We start from the raw sequence: 19,181 nt of genomic DNA on the forward strand, positions 1-19,181 counted from the left end.
TACGGTAACAGGCATGGCCGCAGCAACTGCCAGCCCGGGCTGATCTGCGTCGCGCTATGTGTCCTGGCTGCTATGGCCGGCATAGAGGGTGATGAAGCGTCGCACGCCGGCATCAGCCGCAAGTGCATTCCGGATCTGCCCGGCAATGGCGGGATACCGCTGCGGCGCTTGCAGGCGGGCGAGAATAGCCGCAGCGATCGTTGCTGGTGATTGCGGATCGCACCAGGATATTGCCGCCGCATAAGGCGAGAAATCGCGCAGTCCGGGAACATCCGACAGCACGCAGGGCAGGCCCATGGACAGCGCCTCTGCGGCAGCGAGGCCGAAGCCTTCCTGTTTCGAGGGCATGGCGAAAAGATCGGCGGCAGCAAAGATTTCAGCTGCAGGGCGGCGTCCCAGGAAGCGGCAGCGGCCGGCGATGCCGAGCCGCGCTGCCAGTGCCTGCTCGCCGGCCTCCTCGGCCGAACTGCCGACATGCAGATACAGCCATGGCCGGTCGCCGGGCAGCGCGGCAAGCGCCTCCAGCAGGGCGCGATGGTTCTTGGTGTCCTCGCAATTGCCGACCGAGGCAATGACGAAAGTGGCATCATCTATCGCCAGCGCGCTGCGGGCTTCGGCGCGCCACTCCGGGGTGAAGGGCGGCTGCAGGCTCAGCCAGTTCGGCAGCACCGGCATCGGATTGCGGAAGATCGCGGCTTCATGTTCGGCGACCGATGGACTGGGCGCGGTGAAGCCGACATGCAGCAGATGCCGCATCAGCCAGCGTTGCAGCAGCCGGCGCCAGCGCAGCAGGCCATCGAAGCGGAATACGGCATGAACCGTGCGGAACAGGCGCGTATCGCTCCGCGCCAGCCGCGCGGCCAGGGCATGCCAGAAAGCTGCCTGCTCGGTATGGATATGCACGATCTCGAAACCATGCCGGCGATGGAAGGCCAGCAATGCCGCAACGAAGCGCGGCGAACGCGCGAAGGGAATGTGATGCAGCGTGTAGCCGCAGGCCTCAAGCCGGGGCGCGAAATCGCCGGGCTTCGCGCCGATGGCAAGAATATGCGGCTGAAGGCCGGCGGCTTGCCACAGGCCGGCCGAGGCTTCCAGCATCTTCTCCAGGCCGGAATGAGTCAGTTCACCAAGAATGAAAAGCACGCGGCGGGAATTGGCAACCTGGGTCATGCAGGGCCGGCTTCATTCATGGCGCAGAATGAATAATGGCCGGGATTGGCGTGCATCCCGGCCATTGATGGCAACGATAGGCAGGAAATCTAAGGGCTGAATAATCAGCCCGGATCAGGTCGGGCTGGCGTTTGGCGCATAAACAGGGTTCTCACGAACCACCGGCTCGGCGGTGTTGCCACTATTGTTGTTGTTGACGTTGCCGCCCGTCTCGCGGGGCTGATTCAGGATGGCTGCGATCTGGGAGCCGTTGGAGGGATTGGCGCTGTTGAGACTGTTGTTCTGGGACGCCTGATTCAGTGTGTTGACGACACTTGTGGCCGCGGCCGGCGCAGCCGCAGCGACGGTCTGATTGGTCACCACCTGATAGGCGTTGCTCATCACTGAGATGGCGGCGGTGGGATTGGCGGCATAAACGCTGGGAGAAGACGCCACCTGGGTCGCCATCACGGAGCCAGACGCCGCAATCTGCGGCGCAGTGGCAATCACTTCCGGCCGCAGGAAGATGCGCGAGGCGATCGTCACCGTGCTCAGCGCCTGCTGCGGGCTGGAAGTCTGCACCGGAATGGCATTAACCGCCGAAACCGCGGCGGAAGCGGCGGCCACCGCAGCCTGCGGGTTGGTCGCGAGAATCACTTCAGCAGCCGTCACCACGAGATTGGCAAAATTTGCCTGTTGCGCCGGGTTGCCGCCGGAAAGCGTGTTGATCGCGGCGGTGATGGCGCTGCTGTTGCCAGACAGCACCGCGGCTCGCAGGGCGGGGGGCAGGGCAGTGAGCGCCTGCTGGTCTTGCTGGGCGTGGGACGGCATCGCCGCCATGCCGGTGAACACGGCCAGCGACATCGCGGCGGCGACAAGTATACGCTTGAGCATGGCGGTAACCTTAAGCCAGGATTGTTCCAGTGCTATGGACAGACTAGCGGAAGGTGCGGCAAACTTCCAGCTAAAGCTGCCCGCCCATTGGGTTTTCTGTTGAATACAACAAGTGAGATGAGCATCCAGCCGTCTGTCCTTCCGCCCCCTCACGGCAGCCCGGTCCGGCGCCGCCGGCACCCGGCTGCCGCCTATGCCGCGCTGGCCTTGGCCTTCTGTGGCCTGGTCCTGGCAGTGCCGCGGCTGGCCACGGAGGCGGTGTTTTTCTGGCAGGACACTCTGGCGTCTCAGGAAAAACGGCAGTTTTTTGCCAATAATATGGCATTGCCGCGCCATGACAGCCTGATCGCGGAGCAGCTTTACGACCGCGCGGTACTGTCTGCACGCGCCGAGGCCCCCGGGCTGCAGCAACAGAGCCGCCTGGCGCTTGAAGCCGCCCTGGCCAAGGCGCCCGGCCGGGCCAGGGATTGGGCCTTCATGGCCTGGCTTGGCGAGCGGGGGATTGTGCCGCTGCCACAGGCCACGGCTGCTTTCCGCCTGGCGGTGCTTACGGAAGGCTTTTCGCCCAGCCTCACCACCCGGCTGTTCGAACTGGGTATCCGGCTATGGCCGGTGCTGAACCAGCAGGAGCAGGCGGCTTTCCGTATCCTTACCCTGCGCCAATGGGCGTGGCAGGATGGCCTTACGGCGGAGATCGCGGTGAAATACCGCGCCGGGATGCTGATCACCGATCAAATGGCGGACTCACCCGAGATGGTCGCGGCTTTCCTGCACCGCTACAACTTCATCATGTCGCTGCAGCAGCCGTCACGCCGCTGAGGTCTCGGCCTCCAGCTCAGGCTGGCTCAATTTGCGTCGCGACGACCAGGATTGCGCCACGCCGATCCCAAGCAGCGCCGCCCAGCACACGGCCACCGCCGGAATCTGGGCGCTGAAATCCAGCAGCGAATGGAGTGCCAGCTGCAGGCTGGCGGCACAGGCCACGGCGCAGATCAGCCAGTGCCGGCGGCGGCGCAGCATGCCGTGCAGGCAGCGCCAGACCAGCCAGCCCTGGGCCGCCAGCAGCGCCAGCGTGGCAGGGATGCCGAGTTCGAGTGCCAGTTCGAGATAGGTGTTATGCGCCGCATTCCAGTTCGGCACCATGCCGACCGCGCGGATGGCGCTGAAGGCATCCTGGAAACTGCCAAGGCCGGTGCCGAGCAGGGGGCGTTCGGCAGTCAGCACGACGGTCAACTGGAAAACCTCGAAGCGGTGATTAGCCGAGGCGAGCCAGGTCGCGGTCTGGCTGCTATCCACCAGCAGCAATCCGCTGGCACAGATGGCGAGGCTGGCAATCAGCATCCAGGCCAGTGCGCGGTTATGCCGCCGCCAGGCGATGATCGACAGCAGCAGCAATATGCCACAGGCCGTGGAGAACATGCCGGCGCGGGATTGCGTGAGGAGCAGCGCCAGGATCAGGATCGCAATCAGGCAGAGCCAGAATATACGGCGGCCAAGCGCCGGCTGCTGTGGCGGCATGCTGTCACGCTGCAGCAATGCCAGGCAGCAGAGCAGGCCGAAGCCGCTCAGGGTGGCGAAGTGATTGGGGTTGACCAGGGTGCCGGTCACCAGGCCGCGATAGGCCCATTTGTCCAGCGGGCCGATCATCTCCCAGCCGCCGATGACATTCGCGATGCCATAGGCGGCGTAAAGTGCGGAGGTTACCGCGATGGCAGCGATCAGGCGCCAGGCATAGCTTGAGTCACGGCCATGCTGCAGCACCAGGAAGAAGGTGGTGGCATAGGCCAGCAGCTGCATCACCGCGTCGCGGCCGGCCAGCGGCGTGATCGAAACCGTGCCATGCAGCGGCCCCAGCACGGCAGCAGCCTCCGGCCAGAGCGGATGCATCCAGGCTTGCGGCACCCAGGGCAGGGTCTGCCACAGCCCCCACAATACGGCGATGCCATAGAGGCCGGCAGGCCAGGCCAGACGGCGCAGGCCGATGCGCGGCGGCGCGGCATCGCGCAGCCGCGCCGCCGCCCAGAACAGCAAGGCGATGCCCAGCAATGTGCCGAGCAGGGCCGCGCTCCAGGGCCGCGCCGCGCCAAGCGGCAGCGGCGCTGTTACCACGATGGTCAGCACCATCCAGCCGGCCATGCCGGTTTTTACCGCTTCAGCCGGGGTGTTTTCGTGCGTCGTCATCGGCGTGCCCCCCATGCCGCGAACTCGGCCCGCAGCAGCCGCCACAGGAAGGGCGGAATCGTGCTGGCATAGCGCGGCCCCAGCCTTGCCGGCTCGGTCGCCATGCGGAAGCACCATTCAAGCCCGGCGCGCTGCATCCAGAGCGGCGCCTGCCGCTTGTTGCCGGCGATGAAATCGAAGGCGGCACCAACCCCGACCAGCAGCGGCGCCCGCAGCAGCGGACGGTTGGCATGCATCCAGATTTCCTGCCGGGGCGCGCCGAGGCCGATCCACACCACATCGGCCTCGCTGGCATCGATGGCGGCGCGATGCTGTGCCATTTCCTCGGCGGTCAGCGGGCGGAAAGGCGGTGTCAGCGCGCCGGCGATCACCGTGGCGGGATGGCGTTCGCGTATCGCCGCCAGCAGCCCCTGCATCACCGCCGGCGTCGAGCCATAGAAGAAATGCCGGCATGGCCGGTCGGTCCATTGCGCCGTGCTTGCCAGTAATGCGGTCATGAAATCCGGGCCGTAGACGCGGCCGGTGCCCGGCTGGCCCTGCCGCCGTGCCTGCCAGACCAGCGGCATGCCATCGGGTGCGGCCAATGTGGCCGAGGACAGCGCGGCATGCAGCGCGGCATCGCGCCAGCTTTCAACCAGGGTGTGGACATTGACATGGCAGACATAGGCAGGCCGCGCCTGCCGGATGCTCTGTTCTGCCCAGGCGAGGGCGGCGGCGAGATCGACGGCATGAATCCGCAGGCCCAGGATATCGGTTTCAGGCAGTGTCATGTGGCGGCCCCGATTGCCGTCTGGTAGATATCGAGTTGACGCTGCACCATGCGCGCCGGCGCCAGATGTGCCAGGTAATGGGCGCGTGCCGCCTGCCCCGCCGCTGCCAGATCCTGCGGCCGCCGCAGCAGATCGGTAATGGCGTCGCGCCATGCCACGGCATCGCCCGGAGGCACCAGCCAGCCGGTATGGCCGGGCTGCAGCATCTCGCGCATCGCGCCGCGATCCGAGGCCAGGACCGGCAGGCCATGGGCCATCGCTTCCGCCAGCGCCATGGGATAATTCTCGAAGGCCCGCGATGGGAAAACCAGCAGGGCGGCCTGCCGCATCAGCCTGGATATTTCGGCGGGCGGCACCGCGCCGAGCCAGCGCACATGCGGCGGCGACGCGGCCTGCAATGCCGCGGCCTGCGGTCCATCTCCGGCAACGGTCAGCGGCACATCCATCCCGTGCAGCGCCGCCAATACGGTATCGAGACCCTTTTCCGGGGACAGGCGCCCGACAAACAGCAGGCCCTGGCGTGGCGCGGCAGCAGGGCTGCCGGCCGCCGCATTGCTGCGATCCGGGCTGGAATCCGGCCCGGGATCGGGAATGATGTTCGGCTTGACGGCGATGCGCTCCGCCGGCAGGCCGCCGGCAATGAAAAGCTCGCGCGATGATTGCGACAGCGCGATATAGCGCGCGACCTGCCGCGCGCCGAGCAGCCGGTGGATCATCGATTGCGCCGCGACGATGGCGCTCGCGGCATGGCTCTCGCGGTAGCAGGCGAACTGGATGCCACGCCAGGGCAAAGCCGCGCCGAGGCAGCGGGTGCAGGGCTCGCCTTCGCGCAGCAGCAGCGCGTTGCTGCAAAAGAGGCGGAAATTATGCAGCGTCTGCACGATCGGGATGCGGCGCCCCTGCGTGGCAGTGTAGGCCGAAGCGGAAAGACCGGGGAAGGTGTTGTGCACATGCATGACGTCCGGCGCGGTTTCGGCAATCAGGTGCCGCAACTGCTGTAGAGTCTGCGTCGACCACAGGGCATGCAGGCCGGCAGCTATGGCCGACTTGTCGGTCAAGATGTTGTTGTCACCGAAGAACGGCACCACATCGACGCCCGCTGCCCGCAGCGCCGCGATCTCGGCATCCACCGCCACATCCTCGCCGCCACGCTGGCGATAGCGGCTATGAACCATCAGGACACGCATCGCGGCTCCCGATCATCATGGCAATTCGGCGCAGGTGGCGCGGCGCAGTCCAGGCACGGCGGCAACCGTGGCGAACAGGCGGTCGAGCCAGTCCCAACGGTCGTCGTCGGCGATTTCCCAGGAATGGCCCCACAGATGCAGCACGCCGCCACGGCTGGCCGCCTCGGCAGCGAATGTGGCGCAGGCGGCGGGCAGATCGGCCGAGCGCCATAGCCGCCAGGCATGGCGCAGGCGGTCGCCGCCCGTGCCCTGGCGCAGCCAGTTGCGCAGCAACGCCATGCCGTCATGGGGAAAGAGCTGCGCGGTGGTCGGCATGCGGTAGGGATCGTCGCCGGGATCAAGGCGGAACATCTGCGTGGTGCGGCCATAGGCAAAGCCGCTGGCGGCGACGGCGGTGCGGATGAATGTATTATGCCGTCCGCCTGGATAGCAGAAGCCGGCGACCGGCATGCCGAGCATGTCTTCCAGGCGGTGCCGGCCATCGGCGATCTGCTGCCGCGCCTGCTCTGGCGGCAGGCTGGTGAGGCGGCGGTGATCAACGCCATGGGCGCCGATTTCGAAGCCCTGCCCGGCAAGCTGCCGCAATGCCGGCGCCGCCAGCACCGGCAAGCCTTCTATATTGGTCAGCGGCACGAAGAAGGTGCCGCGCAGGCCATGGCGCAGCATCAGCTCGGCGACGCGGCAATCGGCGGGATGGCCGTCATCCCAGGACAGGCAGAGCGCCGGATCAGTCATCGTCATTCCGGCGCGCCAGGATGATGCTGCCGATATAGAAACGCGAGGCCGGCAATGCCTGATCCAGCGGCAGCAGGATCAGGCCGAGCAGATGCAGCGGCAGCGGCACGACGAGATTCCAGGCCAGGCGCAGCAGGCCGCCAATGCCGCCGTGATCCTGGCGCGCGGCGATCCAGCCGACCTTGGAGAAGGAAACCGCCTGCGCCGCCAGTCCGGTAATGGTCAGGATGATGCCGCCGATCCGGTTTTGCGCTACCGGCGTGAAGCCGGCGCGGGTCACTTCCGCCGCCAGTCCTTCCAGGGTCCAGCGCCGCTGATCGGCCGGGCTGGTGCTGGCGACGAGGCAGGGGCAGAGCAGGAGGCAGTGGCCGCCGGGCCGCAGCACGCGGCGGATTTCCGAGAGCACCGCCGTGCTCTCGGTGTATTGCAGCAACTGGAAGGCGCTGACCAGATCGAGGCTGCCGGCAGCGAAGGGCAGCCGGGCGGCATCGGCAACCAGATCGACATCGCGCCATTGCCGGTCGCTTGCCACCACCCGCAACCCGGGTAGGTCCTGCTGCATGGCGGCCCGGAACGGCGAAGCGCCGGCACCGAGATCCAGCGCCAGCCGCGCGCCGGTGGCAGGCAGTTGCCGCGCCATGAAGCGGCGCACGACGTGGCGCTCGGCCAGTATCAGGTCGAGCAGGCGGCGATAGGCCGGCTTTAACAGGGCCAGGGTCATTTCTGCGCCGCCCCGGCGGCCCGCAGAATACCGGCGCAGACCTGTTCGACCATGCCGCTGATCGACAGGCGCTCAGCCGTCTGGCGGCAGGCTTCGGCCATTTCGTGCCGCAGCGCCGGGGTTTCGATCAGTGTCTGCATATGATCCGCGAGGCCGGTGGCATCGGTAGCGAGCAGGGCTGTCCTGCCCTGTTCTAGATAGCCAAATTCCGGGCCATGCGCACGCCCATTCGCCAGGCTGATCACCGGCACTTCATGGGCCAGGGCGTGAACGGCCGCCAGGCCGATGGCATCGGGCATCACCATGGCGAAGGCCACGGCGAACCAGTCGGCCAGGACCGCCTCGTCGTAGATGCGGCCAAGCCAGGTGACGCCCGGCTGGCCGGTCACCTGGTCGCGCAGCGGGCCGTCGCCGATCACCACCAGCCGGCAGGCGAAACCACGGCGGATCAGCTCCTGAACCGCCGCCACCGCCATGTCGCTGCGCCGTTCGGCATACAGCCGTCCCACCAGCAGAAAGATGGCTTCATGCTCCGCCACGCCAAGCTGGCGGCGCAGCTGCTCGCGCCGGTCGCGCCGCTCTGCCGCCAGGGCGAGCAGGCTGGCGGTATCGAGTGTGTTGCCGATCACGGTGACATGGTCGCGCGGCAGGCCGTGGCGCAGGCAGGCATCGCGGCCTGCCTCCGTGTAGCAGAGCGCGCCATCGATCCGCTTCAGGAACAGCCGCCGCGCCCAGGGCAGCAGGCCGGAGCCATCGACCCGGAAATGTCCCATCGCCAGCAGGCGCGGCCGGCCGCACAGGATGCGCCACAGCCACACCATCCAGAGCGAAAGGTCGTGAATATGCTGCCCGACCACCACGGCATCATAACCGTGGCGCAGCGTGGCAAGCGCACCGCTGCTCCAGGCAATGCGGCCGCTGCGATCCGGCCAGTAGAGATTGAGGCCCCGGCTGGCGGGTAGCGGCAGCGGCAGGGCGGCCTGGTCGGCGGTGCGTCCCGGCCGGGCTGCGCCGTCATAGACATGAAAGGCGATATCCTGCCGGTCGGCCAGGCCGCGATAGAAAGGCAGGCGGTAGATGGTGGCGATGCCTTCCACCAGCGAGACCGCGAGTGGTCCGGTATGGCGGAAGGGCACGGTCAGCGCCGCATAGGCGGCCTTGAACTGTGGCAGCAGCCAGATCAACGGCCAGAGCGGGCCGCCATGGCGGGCGGCGAATCTGGCCCAGCTTTTCGGCGGCATGCCGCGGGGTCCGAAAATGCTGCGCAGCCGCTCCAGCCGGCGCAGCCTGGGCTGGCGCCAGGGCGGCAGAGCGCGGTTGAGCCGGCAATAACCCACCACCTCCGGTGTGGTGAGCAATGGGATACCAAGACGCGTGGCGCGGAAACCGTAATCCGTATCGGCCATGCCCTGCACGCCAAGGAACACCGGGTCGATACCCTGCATTCGCCGGCAGATTTCGGCCGGTACCAGCACGCAATTGCCCTGGAAGGTATCGCATGGCTGTGGCGTGCCATCAGCACTGATCAGCCGCAGCCGCAGCCTGTGCCACAGGCTGGCGGCACGCTGGCCGCCATAGGATGCCGCGCCGGTATCCGGATCGGCCAGACAGGCCACGGCGATTGCCGCGCCGCCCGCATCGCTGGTGTGCAGCAGGGTCTGCAGCGCCGTGGCTTCCAGCGTCACATCATCGTTGAGCCAGAGCACGAAATCGGCGCCAAGCTCCAGAGCGCGACGCTCCGCCAGGATCATGGCTCCGGCCCAGTAGAGCGAACCATCAGCGGGAATGATCACCGTGTCGGGATGACGAGCCTGCACTGCAGCAGCGGTGCCGTCGCTGCTGCCGTCATCCACCAGCACCACGGAAAGCCGGCAGGCGTCGGGAAGGCTCAGCCGCTCCAGCGCCGCCAGGCAGGCAAGGGTGGTCTCGCGCCGGTTATGGCAGGCGATGGCGGTGACGATATGCCGGGACACCATTATGCCGCCCGCTGCGGAGCGGCTATGCAGGCGCCGGAGCGGTATACCGAGCGGTGTACCGGGGCGCTGACAGCCGGGGCCACCGCAACAGCGGGATCAGGGCCGTCTCTGCGCACGCCGGCCTCAGTTTGTGTAGTAGGACTTGTAGTATTTCTGATAGCCGGCGGTGTCGCCGTAGCCGTAGCGCGCCTGCTTGCGGGCATTGACCTGTGTCAGCACCAGGCCGACGACATTCGCGCCGATCTCGTCCAGCGTTCGCAGGCCGGATTTGACCGCGTCTTTCGGCGTCTGGTTCCAGCGCACCAGAAACACCACGCCATCGGCAAGCCGCGACAGTACATGGGCATCCGACACCGGCAGCACCGGCGGGCAATCCAGGATCACCAGATCATACTTGCTGCGCAGTTCATTGATGAAGCCATGCATGGCTTCGGAGGTAAGCAATTCCAGCGGCGGCAGGGCCAGGGTCTGGCCCAGGTAGATATCCAGATTCTGCACCTTGTCATGCACCACGATCTCACTGGCGGTCTTGGTGCCGGTCAGCACCTGGCCCAGATGAGCCTCCACCTTGAGGTCGGCCTTGTCCGCCAGTGACGAGCGCCGCAGATCGCAATCGACCAGGGCAACCCGGTTGCCGAGCAGGGCAATGGCGCGGGCCATGGACAGTGCGGTGACGCTCTTGCCTTCACCCGGCAGTGAAGAGGTGACAACGACGACGCGCGGTATCTGCTGGCGGCCGCTGTGCTTGAGAGCAACCCAGATGCTGCGCAGGCTTTCCGCAAAGGCGGAATGCGGCTTCTTCAGCAGATATTCCGACACCTGCTTGCTGCTTGGTGCCAGCGGAATGGCGCCAAGTGATGGCAGGCCGGCGAAATTCTCAAGCTGCTCGCGATTGACGAAGGTATTCCGCAGGGCGTCGATCAGCAGTGCCAGGGTGGCACCGAGAATGATGCCGAGCATCGTTGCGGCGGCAAGGAACAGGCCGCGCTTCGGCGAGCTGGGGGCGCCGGGCAGCGATGCGCGCGAGATTATCCGGGCTTCCGGCTGCTGCGCCTGCTCCTGCTCCGAGGTTTCCTTCGAGCGTTGCAGAAACGCTTCGTAGATCTGTCGGTTCGAGGTCAGTTCACGCTCCAGCTGATTCAGCTTGATGCTGGCCTGGCCCTGGGTGCGGATGGTGCCTTCGATCTTGCGGATCTGTTCGCGCAGGCCACCTTCGCGGCCACGGGTGATCTGCAGCTCACTGCGCAGGCCCTGGGTCAGCTTGCCGACCTCATTCACCAGCCTGCGACGCAGTTCCTCCTTCTCGGCCATTGCCTTGACCATGCGCGGATGCTTGTCGCGATACTTGGTGGCAAGGTCGGAAATTTCGCGGTCAAGCAGCGTTTCCTGCTCTTTGAGGCGCTGGACCAGTGGTGAATCGACAAGCTGGTCCAGCGAGTTGCCGGAACCGTCGGAATTCACCTCGGCTTCAATTCGGGTAATCCGCGCCTCCAGTTCGGCGCGTTTGGCCTGGGCGAGGATCAGCTGTGAATTCAGTTCCGTAAGCTGCTGCTGTGTCGGCTGGCTGCCGCGCGTGTCGAGCAGATTATTCTGCGCCTTATATTCCGCGACGGCGCGCTCGGAACTGATCACCGCATTGCGCAGGGAATCGAGGCGAGAGGTCAGCCAGGTCGCCGCCTGCCGCGTGGCCTCGAACTTGTTTTCGAGCTGGTCGAGCACATACTGCTCGGCGAAAGTGTTGGCCACCAGGGTACTGCGCCGTGGATCGGATGAGGTGAAGCTGATCTGCATCACCAGCGACTGTTGCACCGGCACCACCGCGAGGGGGCCGCTGACGCTGTTCAGCACACTCTGCATCACCCTGTCGGCAGTATCCTCGACCACTTCCTTCTTGGTATCCTTGGTTGTGCCGAAAATGGCGTCGAAATCGAGCAGTTCATCGATCTTGGCACGCACTTCACTGATCCACGAAGTCTGCCGGGGGCGCAGCGCCGGATTGAAGAACGGGTCATTCCAGGCATCGAGCTTGTCGGCCACCCTGGAGGCGACATTGCGCGAGCGGACGACTTCGACCTCGCTCATCACGGTGACGAGTTGTGGCGGCAGCGATGTGAGCACTTCCCGGGTATCGAACAGCCGCGTCCGGCGCGGATCGATCATCACCTTTGCCGTTGCGGTATACAGCGGCGTCATCATGTTGAGCGCCACCAGCATGGCGATGATCATCAGCAGCGTGACGCCGACGATTAACAGTCGACTGCGCCACAGAATACGCAGATACTGCGCAATGCTGTTATGCGTGCCGGCCTCCTGGGCGCGAGCAAGCCAAGAATTTGCCGGCCTGGCCGGCGGAATGCTGGAATTCATGGTTCTTGTCCCACAGAAGCTTGACGGCTCTTACCATCGCAAGTTTGGAATTTCAAATGGACTTTCGCAAACTTAGCGGCGCCTTGCGGCGCGTTCTGCGCCAGTCCGAACCGCCTGCTGATCCGGTGGCGGCAATGGCTCCCGCCGGGATGCGGATTTATGCCATCGGAGACATTCATGGCCGCGCGGATCTGCTGCGGCGGATGTTTTCCGCCATCGTTGCCGATGCCAGCGGAATGGCTCAGGGTGTGCGCGCTGTAGTTGTTCTTTTGGGCGATCTTATTGATCGAGGGATGCAGAGCCGGGAGGTTATCGAGCTGGCTCTCACGCCCCCCCTGCCGCCGGACTATGCCTATACTGTGCTGATGGGAAACCATGAACGCATGTTTCTGGATTTCATCGACAGCGGCAAAGGGGCGGAAGCCTGGCTCACCATGGGCGGCGCCGCGACATTGTCGAGTTATGGTTGCGCCCCCCCGGTCGGCCTGCCGTCTCGCGGTGATCTGGGCCGCCTGAGAGACGACCTGCTGCAGCGGCAGCCGGAGCGGCACCGGATTTTCCTGCGCCAGCTTCCCTGTGCGATCAGCTACGCGGATTATTTCTTTGCCCATGCCGGTATCCATCCCGGTCGTCCCCTGGCGCAGCAGCGCGACAGCGACCTGATATGGATTCGCAAGCCGTTTCTTGAAAGCCGCGGCCCATTCGAGAAGGTTGTGGTGCATGGTCACAATATTTCCACCGAACCTGAATTGCTACCGCACCGGATTGGTGTTGATACCGGCGCCTATGCAACAGGGGTTTTGAGTGCGATTATCCTTGAAGCGGCCGAGCGGCGTATCCTCCAGGTTGGCGCCTGAAGGCGCGGCAAGCCAGCGACCAGCCTGCGCCTAACGACGATCCTGCGCTGATACGCAACCGAAGCAACCCGAGTTCCCCCATGTCGTTTCTTCCCGGCTTTGGTTCCCGTTCCGGCGCTGTCGGCAATGATCGTCGGGCTGCCTTTTCCTCACACATATCGGTCGGCTTCATCCTGCTCGGAGATGTGCTGCTGTTGCAGGCGATGACCCTGGCGGCAATCTTCGTGCGGCTGGAATTGCTGCCGCCAAGTTCGGCGGTGGTGAATCCGGGTAATTTCACCGGCATCCATTTCGCCGTATTGCTGATCCCGGTCGGTTTCGCCGTGGCCGGACTATATCCAGGCTATGGCCTGCATGCGGTGGACCGCCTGCGGCGCCGGGTTCTGGTCATCCTGCTCAGCTTCGCGGCCATCGGCGCCTTCGATTACCTGGCGCAGAACGGCCTGTGGTCCCGCGGCATCCTGCTGGTCACTTTCGTGTTCGCGCTGTTGCTGCCGATCTGGGATATGGTCGCCATTGCGGCGCTGCTGCGGCTGCGGCGCTGGGGCATACCTGTTGCCCTGTTCGGCCCGATGGCCGAACGCGCGGCCTTCTCCAAACTGCTCAAGAGCAATCCAGAACTCGGCTGGTACGAGGCCGAGGCGCATGACTGGCCGCCGGACAATGGCCCGGCAGACCGCGGCATCTCGGTGGCGGTGGCGCTGCCTCCGGGCGATCTGCAGTCCAATGTCAGCTTCGATCATCTGGCTTACCGCCACATCCTGCTGGCGCCGAATCTCGGGCCACTGCAAAGCCATAATGTCGCGGCCCGGGATATCGGGCCGGGGCGCCTGATCATTGAGATGCAGCGCACGCTGACACTGCGGCGCCACGCTTTCACCAAGCGTCTGCTGGATATAGTGGTTGTTCTACTGCTGCTGCCCGTTGCACTGCCGATCATCCTGATGGCGGCGCTGGCCGTGTATGCGATATCGCCGGCCTGGCCGTTCTATGTTCAGCCGCGGCGCGGCCGGGGCGGCCATCCAATCCATATGTGGAAAATCCGCACCATGATTCCCGATGCCGATAAACTGCATCCGGCCGTGGCGGAGGCCGGCGAGAAAGCCGCGGTGGAGGCAGCCGCCACGGATGACTGGACCCGTAACGGTAAAGTGAAGGACGACACCCGCATCATTCCCGGCATCGGCCGCTGGCTGCGGCGGTTCAGCATCGATGAATTGCCACAGCTCTGGAATGTTTTCTGTGGGGATATGAGCCTGGTCGGGCCGCGTCCGCTGCCGGATTATCATCTGGCCATTCTGAGCCAGGAGGCGATAAATATTCGCGAATTGGTGCGCCCGGGCATGACAGGCTTCTGGCAGGTTACCAAAAGGGCAGACGCCCTGCAATCAGAGATGGAATTTCTGGACATATACTATGTAAGAAACTGGTCCCTGTGGCTGGATTTCTATATTCTGCTCAAAACCGCAGGGGTTGTGGTGGCGGGACGCGGAGCGTATTAAATGGGCACTAGGCTAAAGGCTTGTTTTGATTTATTTAAACCCGGTACTGGCGGACGGATCAATCAGCCGCTCGTAGTATTGGGTCGAGTGCGGGCCGGTTCGTGATGGGGGACAAAGTGGTGGACAGGATGATTGCAGTTTCGGCTGAGCGGCCGCGCAGGCACCCGTCGTGCATCCGCACCATGGTTTCCTTCGGATTGTTTGGCGCCAGCCTCGCGGTGCTTTGCCTCCCTGGAATGGCCCAGGCCCAAACCAGCAATACGCCGCCGCAGAGCGAATTCAATGCGACGCAGAAGGAGCAGATTGATCGCAACCGCACTCTCGAAGCGCAGGAAGTGACCGAGCGCAAGCAGCCCGGCTACGAACCGCTGGGCATTCGTCTCGGTGCGTTCATGATCAATCCGGGCCTCGATATCCTGGCGACATACACCGATAATCTTTACTCGTCGAAGGATGACAAGAAGTCTGACTTCTTCGCCACCATCAATCCGTCTGTGTATGTGCAGTCGAACTGGACGGCGCATCAGCTCGAATTGTGGGCTTCCGGCCGTTTCCTGCGCTATCTCGAATACAGCGACGAAAGCACCAATAATTTCGATACCTACGCCCGTGGCAAATTCGACATCGCCCGCGGCTCCTGGGTCGCGCTGCGCCCGTTTTACACGTTCGATCACGAAACGCGTGGCTCGCCTGATGCCGTGACCGGTGGTCTTGAGCCGATCGAGGTTGTTACCCGGGGCATCGATTTCACCGCCGAACACAAGCCGACGCGCCTGTGGTTCACTGCGGACGCCTCGCTGAAGGAGATGACCTTCACCAACAGCCTTCTGGCGGGTGGCGGCGTCGTCAACAATGCTGACCGCGATCGCCGTGAAATTGCTGGCGGTGTGCGTGTTGGCTATGAATTGACGCCGGGTTATTCCGCCTATGTGGAAGGCCGCGCCAATGACCGCAAATATGAGTCGGCGGTAGACGATCTCGGCTATCGCCGCGACTCCTCGGGCTATGAAACCCGCCTCGGCGCGCAGGTTGAGCTGACCGGCAAGCTGAAGGGTTTCGCTTACCTTGGCTATCTGTGGCAGGATTACGTTGATCCCCGTTTCGAAGCCGTCAGCGGCCCGGTATTTGGCACCGGCCTGACCTGGAATGCCACCGGATTGACCACGGTTAAGGTCAAGGCTGCCCGCAGCATCGAGGAAACCACGATCAATCGTGCCGCCGGTGCGCTCCAGAATGTGTTCGAACTCAGCGTCGATCACGAATTGCAGCGCAACATCATCCTCTCCGCTGGCGGCAAGTATACGCAGCAGGATTTCCGCGGCGTGGATCGCAATTATGATGTGTACGAGGCGAATCTGAAGGCGACCTATCAGATCAACCGCAGCTACAAGATCACGAGCGGCTACACCTACAACCACCGTGCCGCCAATTTGGCCGCGTCGGAATACAGCGCTAACACTGTATTCGTTGGTTTCTCATCGCTATTCTGATGGTTGAGGCGACACGTCGAGGCTTTTTCCAGCTCTGCGGCGGCGCGGTATTCGCGGGGGCCTTATTCAGCCATCCCGCCCAGTCGCAGGATGCGGTCTACCGGCTGGGGTCGAATGACAAGGTGCGCATCAACGTGTTCGGCGAACCGGATCTCTCCGGTGAATTCGAGGTTGATGGCGGCGGCAACATTTCCTATCCGCTGATCGGGCAGATTGCCATTGGCGGCCTGACGATTCCCCAAGTTGAATCGAAGATGGTCGACCTGCTGAAGAAGGATTTTCTGCAGCAGCCGCGCGTCAGTGTCGAAGTGCTGACCTATCGCCCGTTCTTCATCCTTGGTGAAGTCAACCTGCCAGGCCGCTATGGCTATGTGAACGGCATGACGGTGATCAACGCCGTGGCCATGGGGGGCGGTTTCACTTATCGCGCCGATCGTGGCGACATCCGCATTCGCCGCGAAACCACCAAAGGCACACAGAAGATCCGGGCCAATGTCGATACGCCGGTATTGCCGGGCGATGTCATCGAAGTGACCGAGAGGCTTTTCTGAGTCTGCCGCTGTCGGGCCGGCACAGCCTTGCGGCCAGCTATTCTCCAGCGGTTGCGGCGCGCTGAACGGAGGGCCGGATGGCCGCTGGTATTGCCCTGGTCGGGCCTGTCAGCCTGGATGCCCTGCGCGACCTGATTCAGCCGCAAGCCTGGCGGGATGATGTGCCGCGTGACAGCGGCGCCACCGTGCTGCCTGCCCTGGCCCGGGCGCTGCTGGGCCATAGCCGCCGTGTCATCATCATCAGCTATGCCATCGGGTTGCATAGGGAAGTGGTGATCGATGCCGGACCGCTGCGCCTTTGCATCGGGCCGGGCCGGCGGCGCGGCAGGGCGCGGGATTTCTTCGCCGCCGAACGCGGCTATCTTGCCGCCACGCTGGCCCGCGAGCAGCCCGCCCTGATCCATGCCCATTGGACCTACGAATTCGCCATGGCGGCCCAGGCCGCCGGGGCGCCCTGCCTGATCACGGCGCATGACGCGCCCCTGGCCATCCTGCGGCATGATCCATCGCCCTATCGTTTCATGCGCACGGTGATGGCCTATGCCGTGCTGCGTCGCGCGGATCGTATCATCGCGGTATCGCCGCATATCGAACGGCATCTCAGGCGCTGGATTGGTTTTCGCGGCGAATGTGCCGTCATCCCCAATGGCATCGACGAAAAACTGTTTCAGGCGGCAGCAGCCTGCCGGCAGCGCCAGCCGGTCTTTGCCTGTGTCATGAATGGCTGGGGACGGCTGAAGAATCCCGCCCCGCTGCTGCGGGCATTTGCCAGCCTGCGCCGCGATCTGCCGGATAGCCGTTTGCTGATGATCGGGGATGGCTATGGTGCCGATGGGCCGGCGGCGCGCTGGGCGGCTTCCCATGGTGTCGCCGACGGCGTTGCTTTTGTCGGCATGCTGCCGCATGGCGTCCTGCTCGATCAGTTGCGTGGGGAGGTGGATATTCTGGTCCATCCCTCGCTTGAGGAATCCCAGGGCATGGCCGTTGTGGAAGCCATGGCCAGTGGTATTCCGGTGATCGGCGGCAGCAACAGCGGCGCCATCCCCTGGGTGCTTGATCACGGCGGCGCCGGTCTGCTGACCGATGTTCGCTCGGCAGCCGCGCTGGCCGAGGCAATGCGGGATCTGGCGCAAGATCCTGCGCGGCGGCTGCACCTGGCGGAAAGCGGCATCGCACGCGCCATGCAGCTCTTCGGCATGAAGGCCATCGCCGCGCGCCATGCGGCTCTGTATACCGAGTTGTGCGGCTCGGCCTGGCGCTAGCGCCAGACCGGTTCAAGCCGGGCGGCGTAGTAAGCTGCGCACCAGGCTGCGCAATGCAGGGGCGGGATGCCAGTAAAGCGATCCGGCCAGGGCCAGTGCCGATAGCCCGATGCAGAGGCCAAGTGCCGTCGCGGCCGGCCAGGCTGCCGTTACCGGCAGCACCAGCGCCAGACTCACGGCAACGGCCAGGCCGGGATAGAATACGGCCAGCAGGCTGCGCAGCAGCGGCAGTGCCGCAAGGCCGGCGACATGCGCGGCATGCCAGAACAGCAGCGCGACATTCACCACTTCCACCGCCACAAGCAGCATCATGATGTGATCCGCGCCAGATGGCCGCACCAGCAGCAACAGGCCAGCGAGGCAGACAACGTAGCCGGCCTGCTGCCAGCTGCGGAACCGCAGGCTGCTGCGGGCTTCCACCAGGCTGCCATTGAGCACCACCAGCCCACGCAGGAAGCCCCAGGCGGCAAGCCAGCCGAGCAGTGGCGTGGCGGCATGCCATTGCGGCCCCAAAACTGCCAGCACCAGATGATCCCGCGCCATCAGCATGCCGATTGCCACGGCAAACAGCACACCGCCGCCAAGCGCGATGCTGGGCAGCAGCAAGCGTGCGTTTTCCGCCTGCGCCGTTTGCCGTGCGTAGATTGGGAACAGCACTGTCGCCAATCCGGTGGCCAGCCAGTCCAGCGGCATCACGGATAATGCGAAGGCGCGATCGAAACTGCCGGTGGCGGCGAGGCCGGCCATCGCGGTGATGGCCAGGGGCGGGATCGACTGGCCGCTCACATCCAGCAGCCGCAGCAGCATGTAGCGGAACCCAAGCCGCAGCAGGTCCGCCGGAACCGCCAGCGGGCCACGCCAGCCGGGTCTGGCGAACATCAGTACCAGCGCAGCCAGCATAGCCGCCTGCACCAGGCTGCCGCAGACCAGGCTCCAGGTGCCAGCGCCCAGGATGGCAAGCGGAATCGCAACACCGATTTGTCCGCTGGCTTGGGCCGCCAGTTGCGCCAATCCCAGGCGGCGGAAATCCAGCCGGGATTGCAGCAGGGCTGCAGCGGCCTGGCCACAGGCTGCGAGCACCGGGGTGAAGGCGAGGGCGCGCAGCACCGGAATACTGCCGGTGGCTTCCGGCTGAAGCCACAGCAGCATTGGGGCGCAGATCCACAGCAGGCCGGCAAGCAGCAGGCTGAAGCCTACCGAGAACAGGATCAGCGCCCGTGCCGCCGCCTCGATCCGGCCCGCCTCGCGGGTCAGGGCGGTGGTCATGCCCATATTCGCTACATGCTGCGCCACGCGCAGCACCGCCGCCGCCACCGCGATTTCACCGAATGACTGTGGCGCCAATATGCGCGCCAGGATCGCCGTGCCGCCGATCTGCAGCAGCATGCCAAACGCGCCGCAGCCATAGACCCACAGCAAGGGGGGCGTCATGCGGATGGTGGCCGGCGCTGAATCTGGTGTTGCTGCCACGGTGGTCCTTGCGCGCGGTGTGCCTTGCCGGCCTGTCCGGCAAGGTGCGAAGTGCCGCACTGGCGCCAA

General features: G+C 64.9%; 16 protein-coding genes. 6 read left to right on the plus strand and 10 right to left on the minus strand.

Annotation, left to right across the window (positions count from 1 at the left end; translation table 11 throughout):
• Positions 1–54: 54 nt before the first annotated feature.
• Both ACQY7X_RS09180 and ACQY7X_RS09185 read right to left on the minus strand, forming a co-directional pair.
• Entirely contained in the window at positions 55–1,170 is a 1,116-nt protein-coding gene (locus ACQY7X_RS09180) for a glycosyltransferase (protein ID WP_428249606.1), read from the minus strand.
• A gap of 114 nt (positions 1,171–1,284) precedes the next feature.
• Positions 1,285–2,379 (minus strand): hypothetical protein, encoded by a 1,095-nt coding sequence (locus ACQY7X_RS09185; RefSeq protein ID WP_428249607.1) that lies wholly within the window; start codon positions 2,377–2,379, stop codon positions 1,285–1,287.
• On the opposite strand from ACQY7X_RS09185, the gene ACQY7X_RS09190 reads away from it, so the two are divergent.
• A complete protein-coding gene (locus ACQY7X_RS09190; protein ID WP_428249608.1) occupies positions 2,362–2,862 on the plus strand; it encodes a hypothetical protein in 501 nt (166 codons plus the stop codon). The two genes, ACQY7X_RS09185 and ACQY7X_RS09190, sit on opposite strands and share 18 nt — an antisense overlap.
• Here ACQY7X_RS09190 and ACQY7X_RS09195 read toward each other — a convergent pair.
• The 7 genes from ACQY7X_RS09195 to ACQY7X_RS09225 all read right to left on the minus strand — a co-directional run bounded on the left by ACQY7X_RS09195 (position 2,851) and on the right by ACQY7X_RS09225 (position 11,980).
• Entirely contained in the window at positions 2,851–4,224 is a 1,374-nt protein-coding gene (locus ACQY7X_RS09195) for an O-antigen ligase family protein (RefSeq protein WP_428249609.1), read from the minus strand. The two genes, ACQY7X_RS09190 and ACQY7X_RS09195, sit on opposite strands and share 12 nt — an antisense overlap.
• The gene (locus tag ACQY7X_RS09200; RefSeq protein ID WP_428249610.1) at positions 4,221–4,994 is read right to left on the minus strand and encodes a WecB/TagA/CpsF family glycosyltransferase; all 774 of its coding nucleotides are present in this window, start codon (positions 4,992–4,994) and stop codon (positions 4,221–4,223) included. The genes ACQY7X_RS09195 and ACQY7X_RS09200 overlap by 4 nt, the downstream gene beginning before the upstream one ends.
• A complete protein-coding gene (locus ACQY7X_RS09205) occupies positions 4,991–6,181 on the minus strand; it encodes a glycosyltransferase family 4 protein (protein WP_428249611.1) in 1,191 nt (396 codons plus the stop codon). Before ACQY7X_RS09205 ends, ACQY7X_RS09200 begins: the two co-directional genes overlap by 4 nt.
• A gap of 15 nt (positions 6,182–6,196) precedes the next feature.
• Positions 6,197–6,922 carry a polysaccharide deacetylase family protein gene (locus tag ACQY7X_RS09210; protein WP_428249612.1) on the minus strand — a complete coding sequence of 242 codons (726 nt, stop codon included), beginning with the start codon at positions 6,920–6,922 and terminating at the stop codon, positions 6,197–6,199.
• Complete coding sequence (locus tag ACQY7X_RS09215) at positions 6,909–7,637, minus strand: class I SAM-dependent methyltransferase (protein WP_428249613.1); 729 nt, start codon at positions 7,635–7,637, stop codon at positions 6,909–6,911. The genes ACQY7X_RS09210 and ACQY7X_RS09215 overlap by 14 nt, the downstream gene beginning before the upstream one ends.
• Positions 7,634–9,613 (minus strand): glycosyltransferase, encoded by a 1,980-nt coding sequence (locus ACQY7X_RS09220; RefSeq protein ID WP_428249614.1) that lies wholly within the window; start codon positions 9,611–9,613, stop codon positions 7,634–7,636. Before ACQY7X_RS09220 ends, ACQY7X_RS09215 begins: the two co-directional genes overlap by 4 nt.
• 123 nt (positions 9,614–9,736) lie before the next feature.
• Complete coding sequence (locus tag ACQY7X_RS09225; RefSeq protein WP_428249615.1) at positions 9,737–11,980, minus strand: GumC family protein; 2,244 nt, start codon at positions 11,978–11,980, stop codon at positions 9,737–9,739.
• Positions 11,981–12,036: 56 nt separating this feature from the next.
• On the opposite strand from ACQY7X_RS09225, the gene ACQY7X_RS09230 reads away from it, so the two are divergent.
• The 5 genes from ACQY7X_RS09230 (at position 12,037) to ACQY7X_RS09250 (ending at position 17,642) form a co-directional block, all read left to right on the plus strand.
• On the plus strand, positions 12,037–12,837 hold the full coding sequence (locus ACQY7X_RS09230) for a metallophosphoesterase family protein (protein ID WP_428249616.1): 801 nt from the start codon (positions 12,037–12,039) through the stop codon (positions 12,835–12,837).
• Between the two features lie 80 nt (positions 12,838–12,917).
• Positions 12,918–14,339 carry a sugar transferase gene (locus tag ACQY7X_RS09235; protein WP_428249617.1) on the plus strand — a complete coding sequence of 474 codons (1,422 nt, stop codon included), beginning with the start codon at positions 12,918–12,920 and terminating at the stop codon, positions 14,337–14,339.
• A 236-nt stretch (positions 14,340–14,575) separates the two neighbouring features.
• Positions 14,576–15,829: an outer membrane beta-barrel protein gene (locus ACQY7X_RS09240; RefSeq protein ID WP_428249618.1), complete on the plus strand. Its 1,254-nt coding sequence runs from the start codon at positions 14,576–14,578 to the stop codon at positions 15,827–15,829.
• Positions 15,829–16,380: a polysaccharide biosynthesis/export family protein gene (locus ACQY7X_RS09245; RefSeq protein WP_428249619.1), complete on the plus strand. Its 552-nt coding sequence runs from the start codon at positions 15,829–15,831 to the stop codon at positions 16,378–16,380. Before ACQY7X_RS09240 ends, ACQY7X_RS09245 begins: the two co-directional genes overlap by 1 nt.
• A 77-nt stretch (positions 16,381–16,457) precedes the next feature.
• Positions 16,458–17,642 (plus strand): glycosyltransferase family 4 protein, encoded by a 1,185-nt coding sequence (locus ACQY7X_RS09250; RefSeq protein ID WP_428249620.1) that lies wholly within the window; start codon positions 16,458–16,460, stop codon positions 17,640–17,642.
• Positions 17,643–17,654: 12 nt separating this feature from the next.
• Here ACQY7X_RS09250 and ACQY7X_RS09255 read toward each other — a convergent pair whose 3' ends face one another.
• On the minus strand, positions 17,655–19,112 hold the full coding sequence (locus tag ACQY7X_RS09255; protein WP_428249621.1) for an oligosaccharide flippase family protein: 1,458 nt from the start codon (positions 19,110–19,112) through the stop codon (positions 17,655–17,657).
• Positions 19,113–19,181 lie beyond the last annotated feature (69 nt).

Source organism: Ferrovibrio sp. (genome assembly GCF_965278975.1).
In the GTDB taxonomy this organism is placed as follows: Bacteria; Pseudomonadota; Alphaproteobacteria; order Ferrovibrionales; family Ferrovibrionaceae; genus Ferrovibrio.

Bases quoted from the DNA above. Each gene is read 5' to 3' on its own strand.
- ACQY7X_RS09180 (WP_428249606.1), bottom strand. From the start codon at position 1,170: ATGACCCAGGTTGCCAATTCCCGCCGCGTGCTTTTCATTCTTGGTGAA.
- ACQY7X_RS09190 (WP_428249608.1), top strand. From the start codon at position 2,362: ATGGCATTGCCGCGCCATGACAGCCTGATCGCGGAGCAGCTTTACGAC.
- ACQY7X_RS09185 (WP_428249607.1), bottom strand. From the start codon at position 2,379: ATGGCGCGGCAATGCCATATTATTGGCAAAAAACTGCCGTTTTTCCTG.
- ACQY7X_RS09195 (WP_428249609.1), bottom strand. From the start codon at position 4,224: ATGACGACGCACGAAAACACCCCGGCTGAAGCGGTAAAAACCGGCATG.
- ACQY7X_RS09200 (WP_428249610.1), bottom strand. From the start codon at position 4,994: ATGACACTGCCTGAAACCGATATCCTGGGCCTGCGGATTCATGCCGTC.
- ACQY7X_RS09205 (WP_428249611.1), bottom strand. From the start codon at position 6,181: ATGCGTGTCCTGATGGTTCATAGCCGCTATCGCCAGCGTGGCGGCGAG.
- ACQY7X_RS09210 (WP_428249612.1), bottom strand. From the start codon at position 6,922: ATGACGATGACTGATCCGGCGCTCTGCCTGTCCTGGGATGACGGCCAT.
- ACQY7X_RS09215 (WP_428249613.1), bottom strand. From the start codon at position 7,637: ATGACCCTGGCCCTGTTAAAGCCGGCCTATCGCCGCCTGCTCGACCTG.
- ACQY7X_RS09220 (WP_428249614.1), bottom strand. From the start codon at position 9,613: ATGGTGTCCCGGCATATCGTCACCGCCATCGCCTGCCATAACCGGCGC.
- ACQY7X_RS09225 (WP_428249615.1), bottom strand. From the start codon at position 11,980: ATGAATTCCAGCATTCCGCCGGCCAGGCCGGCAAATTCTTGGCTTGCT.
- ACQY7X_RS09230 (WP_428249616.1), top strand. From the start codon at position 12,037: ATGGACTTTCGCAAACTTAGCGGCGCCTTGCGGCGCGTTCTGCGCCAG.
- ACQY7X_RS09235 (WP_428249617.1), top strand. From the start codon at position 12,918: ATGTCGTTTCTTCCCGGCTTTGGTTCCCGTTCCGGCGCTGTCGGCAAT.
- ACQY7X_RS09240 (WP_428249618.1), top strand. From the start codon at position 14,576: ATGGCCCAGGCCCAAACCAGCAATACGCCGCCGCAGAGCGAATTCAAT.
- ACQY7X_RS09245 (WP_428249619.1), top strand. From the start codon at position 15,829: ATGGTTGAGGCGACACGTCGAGGCTTTTTCCAGCTCTGCGGCGGCGCG.
- ACQY7X_RS09250 (WP_428249620.1), top strand. From the start codon at position 16,458: ATGGCCGCTGGTATTGCCCTGGTCGGGCCTGTCAGCCTGGATGCCCTG.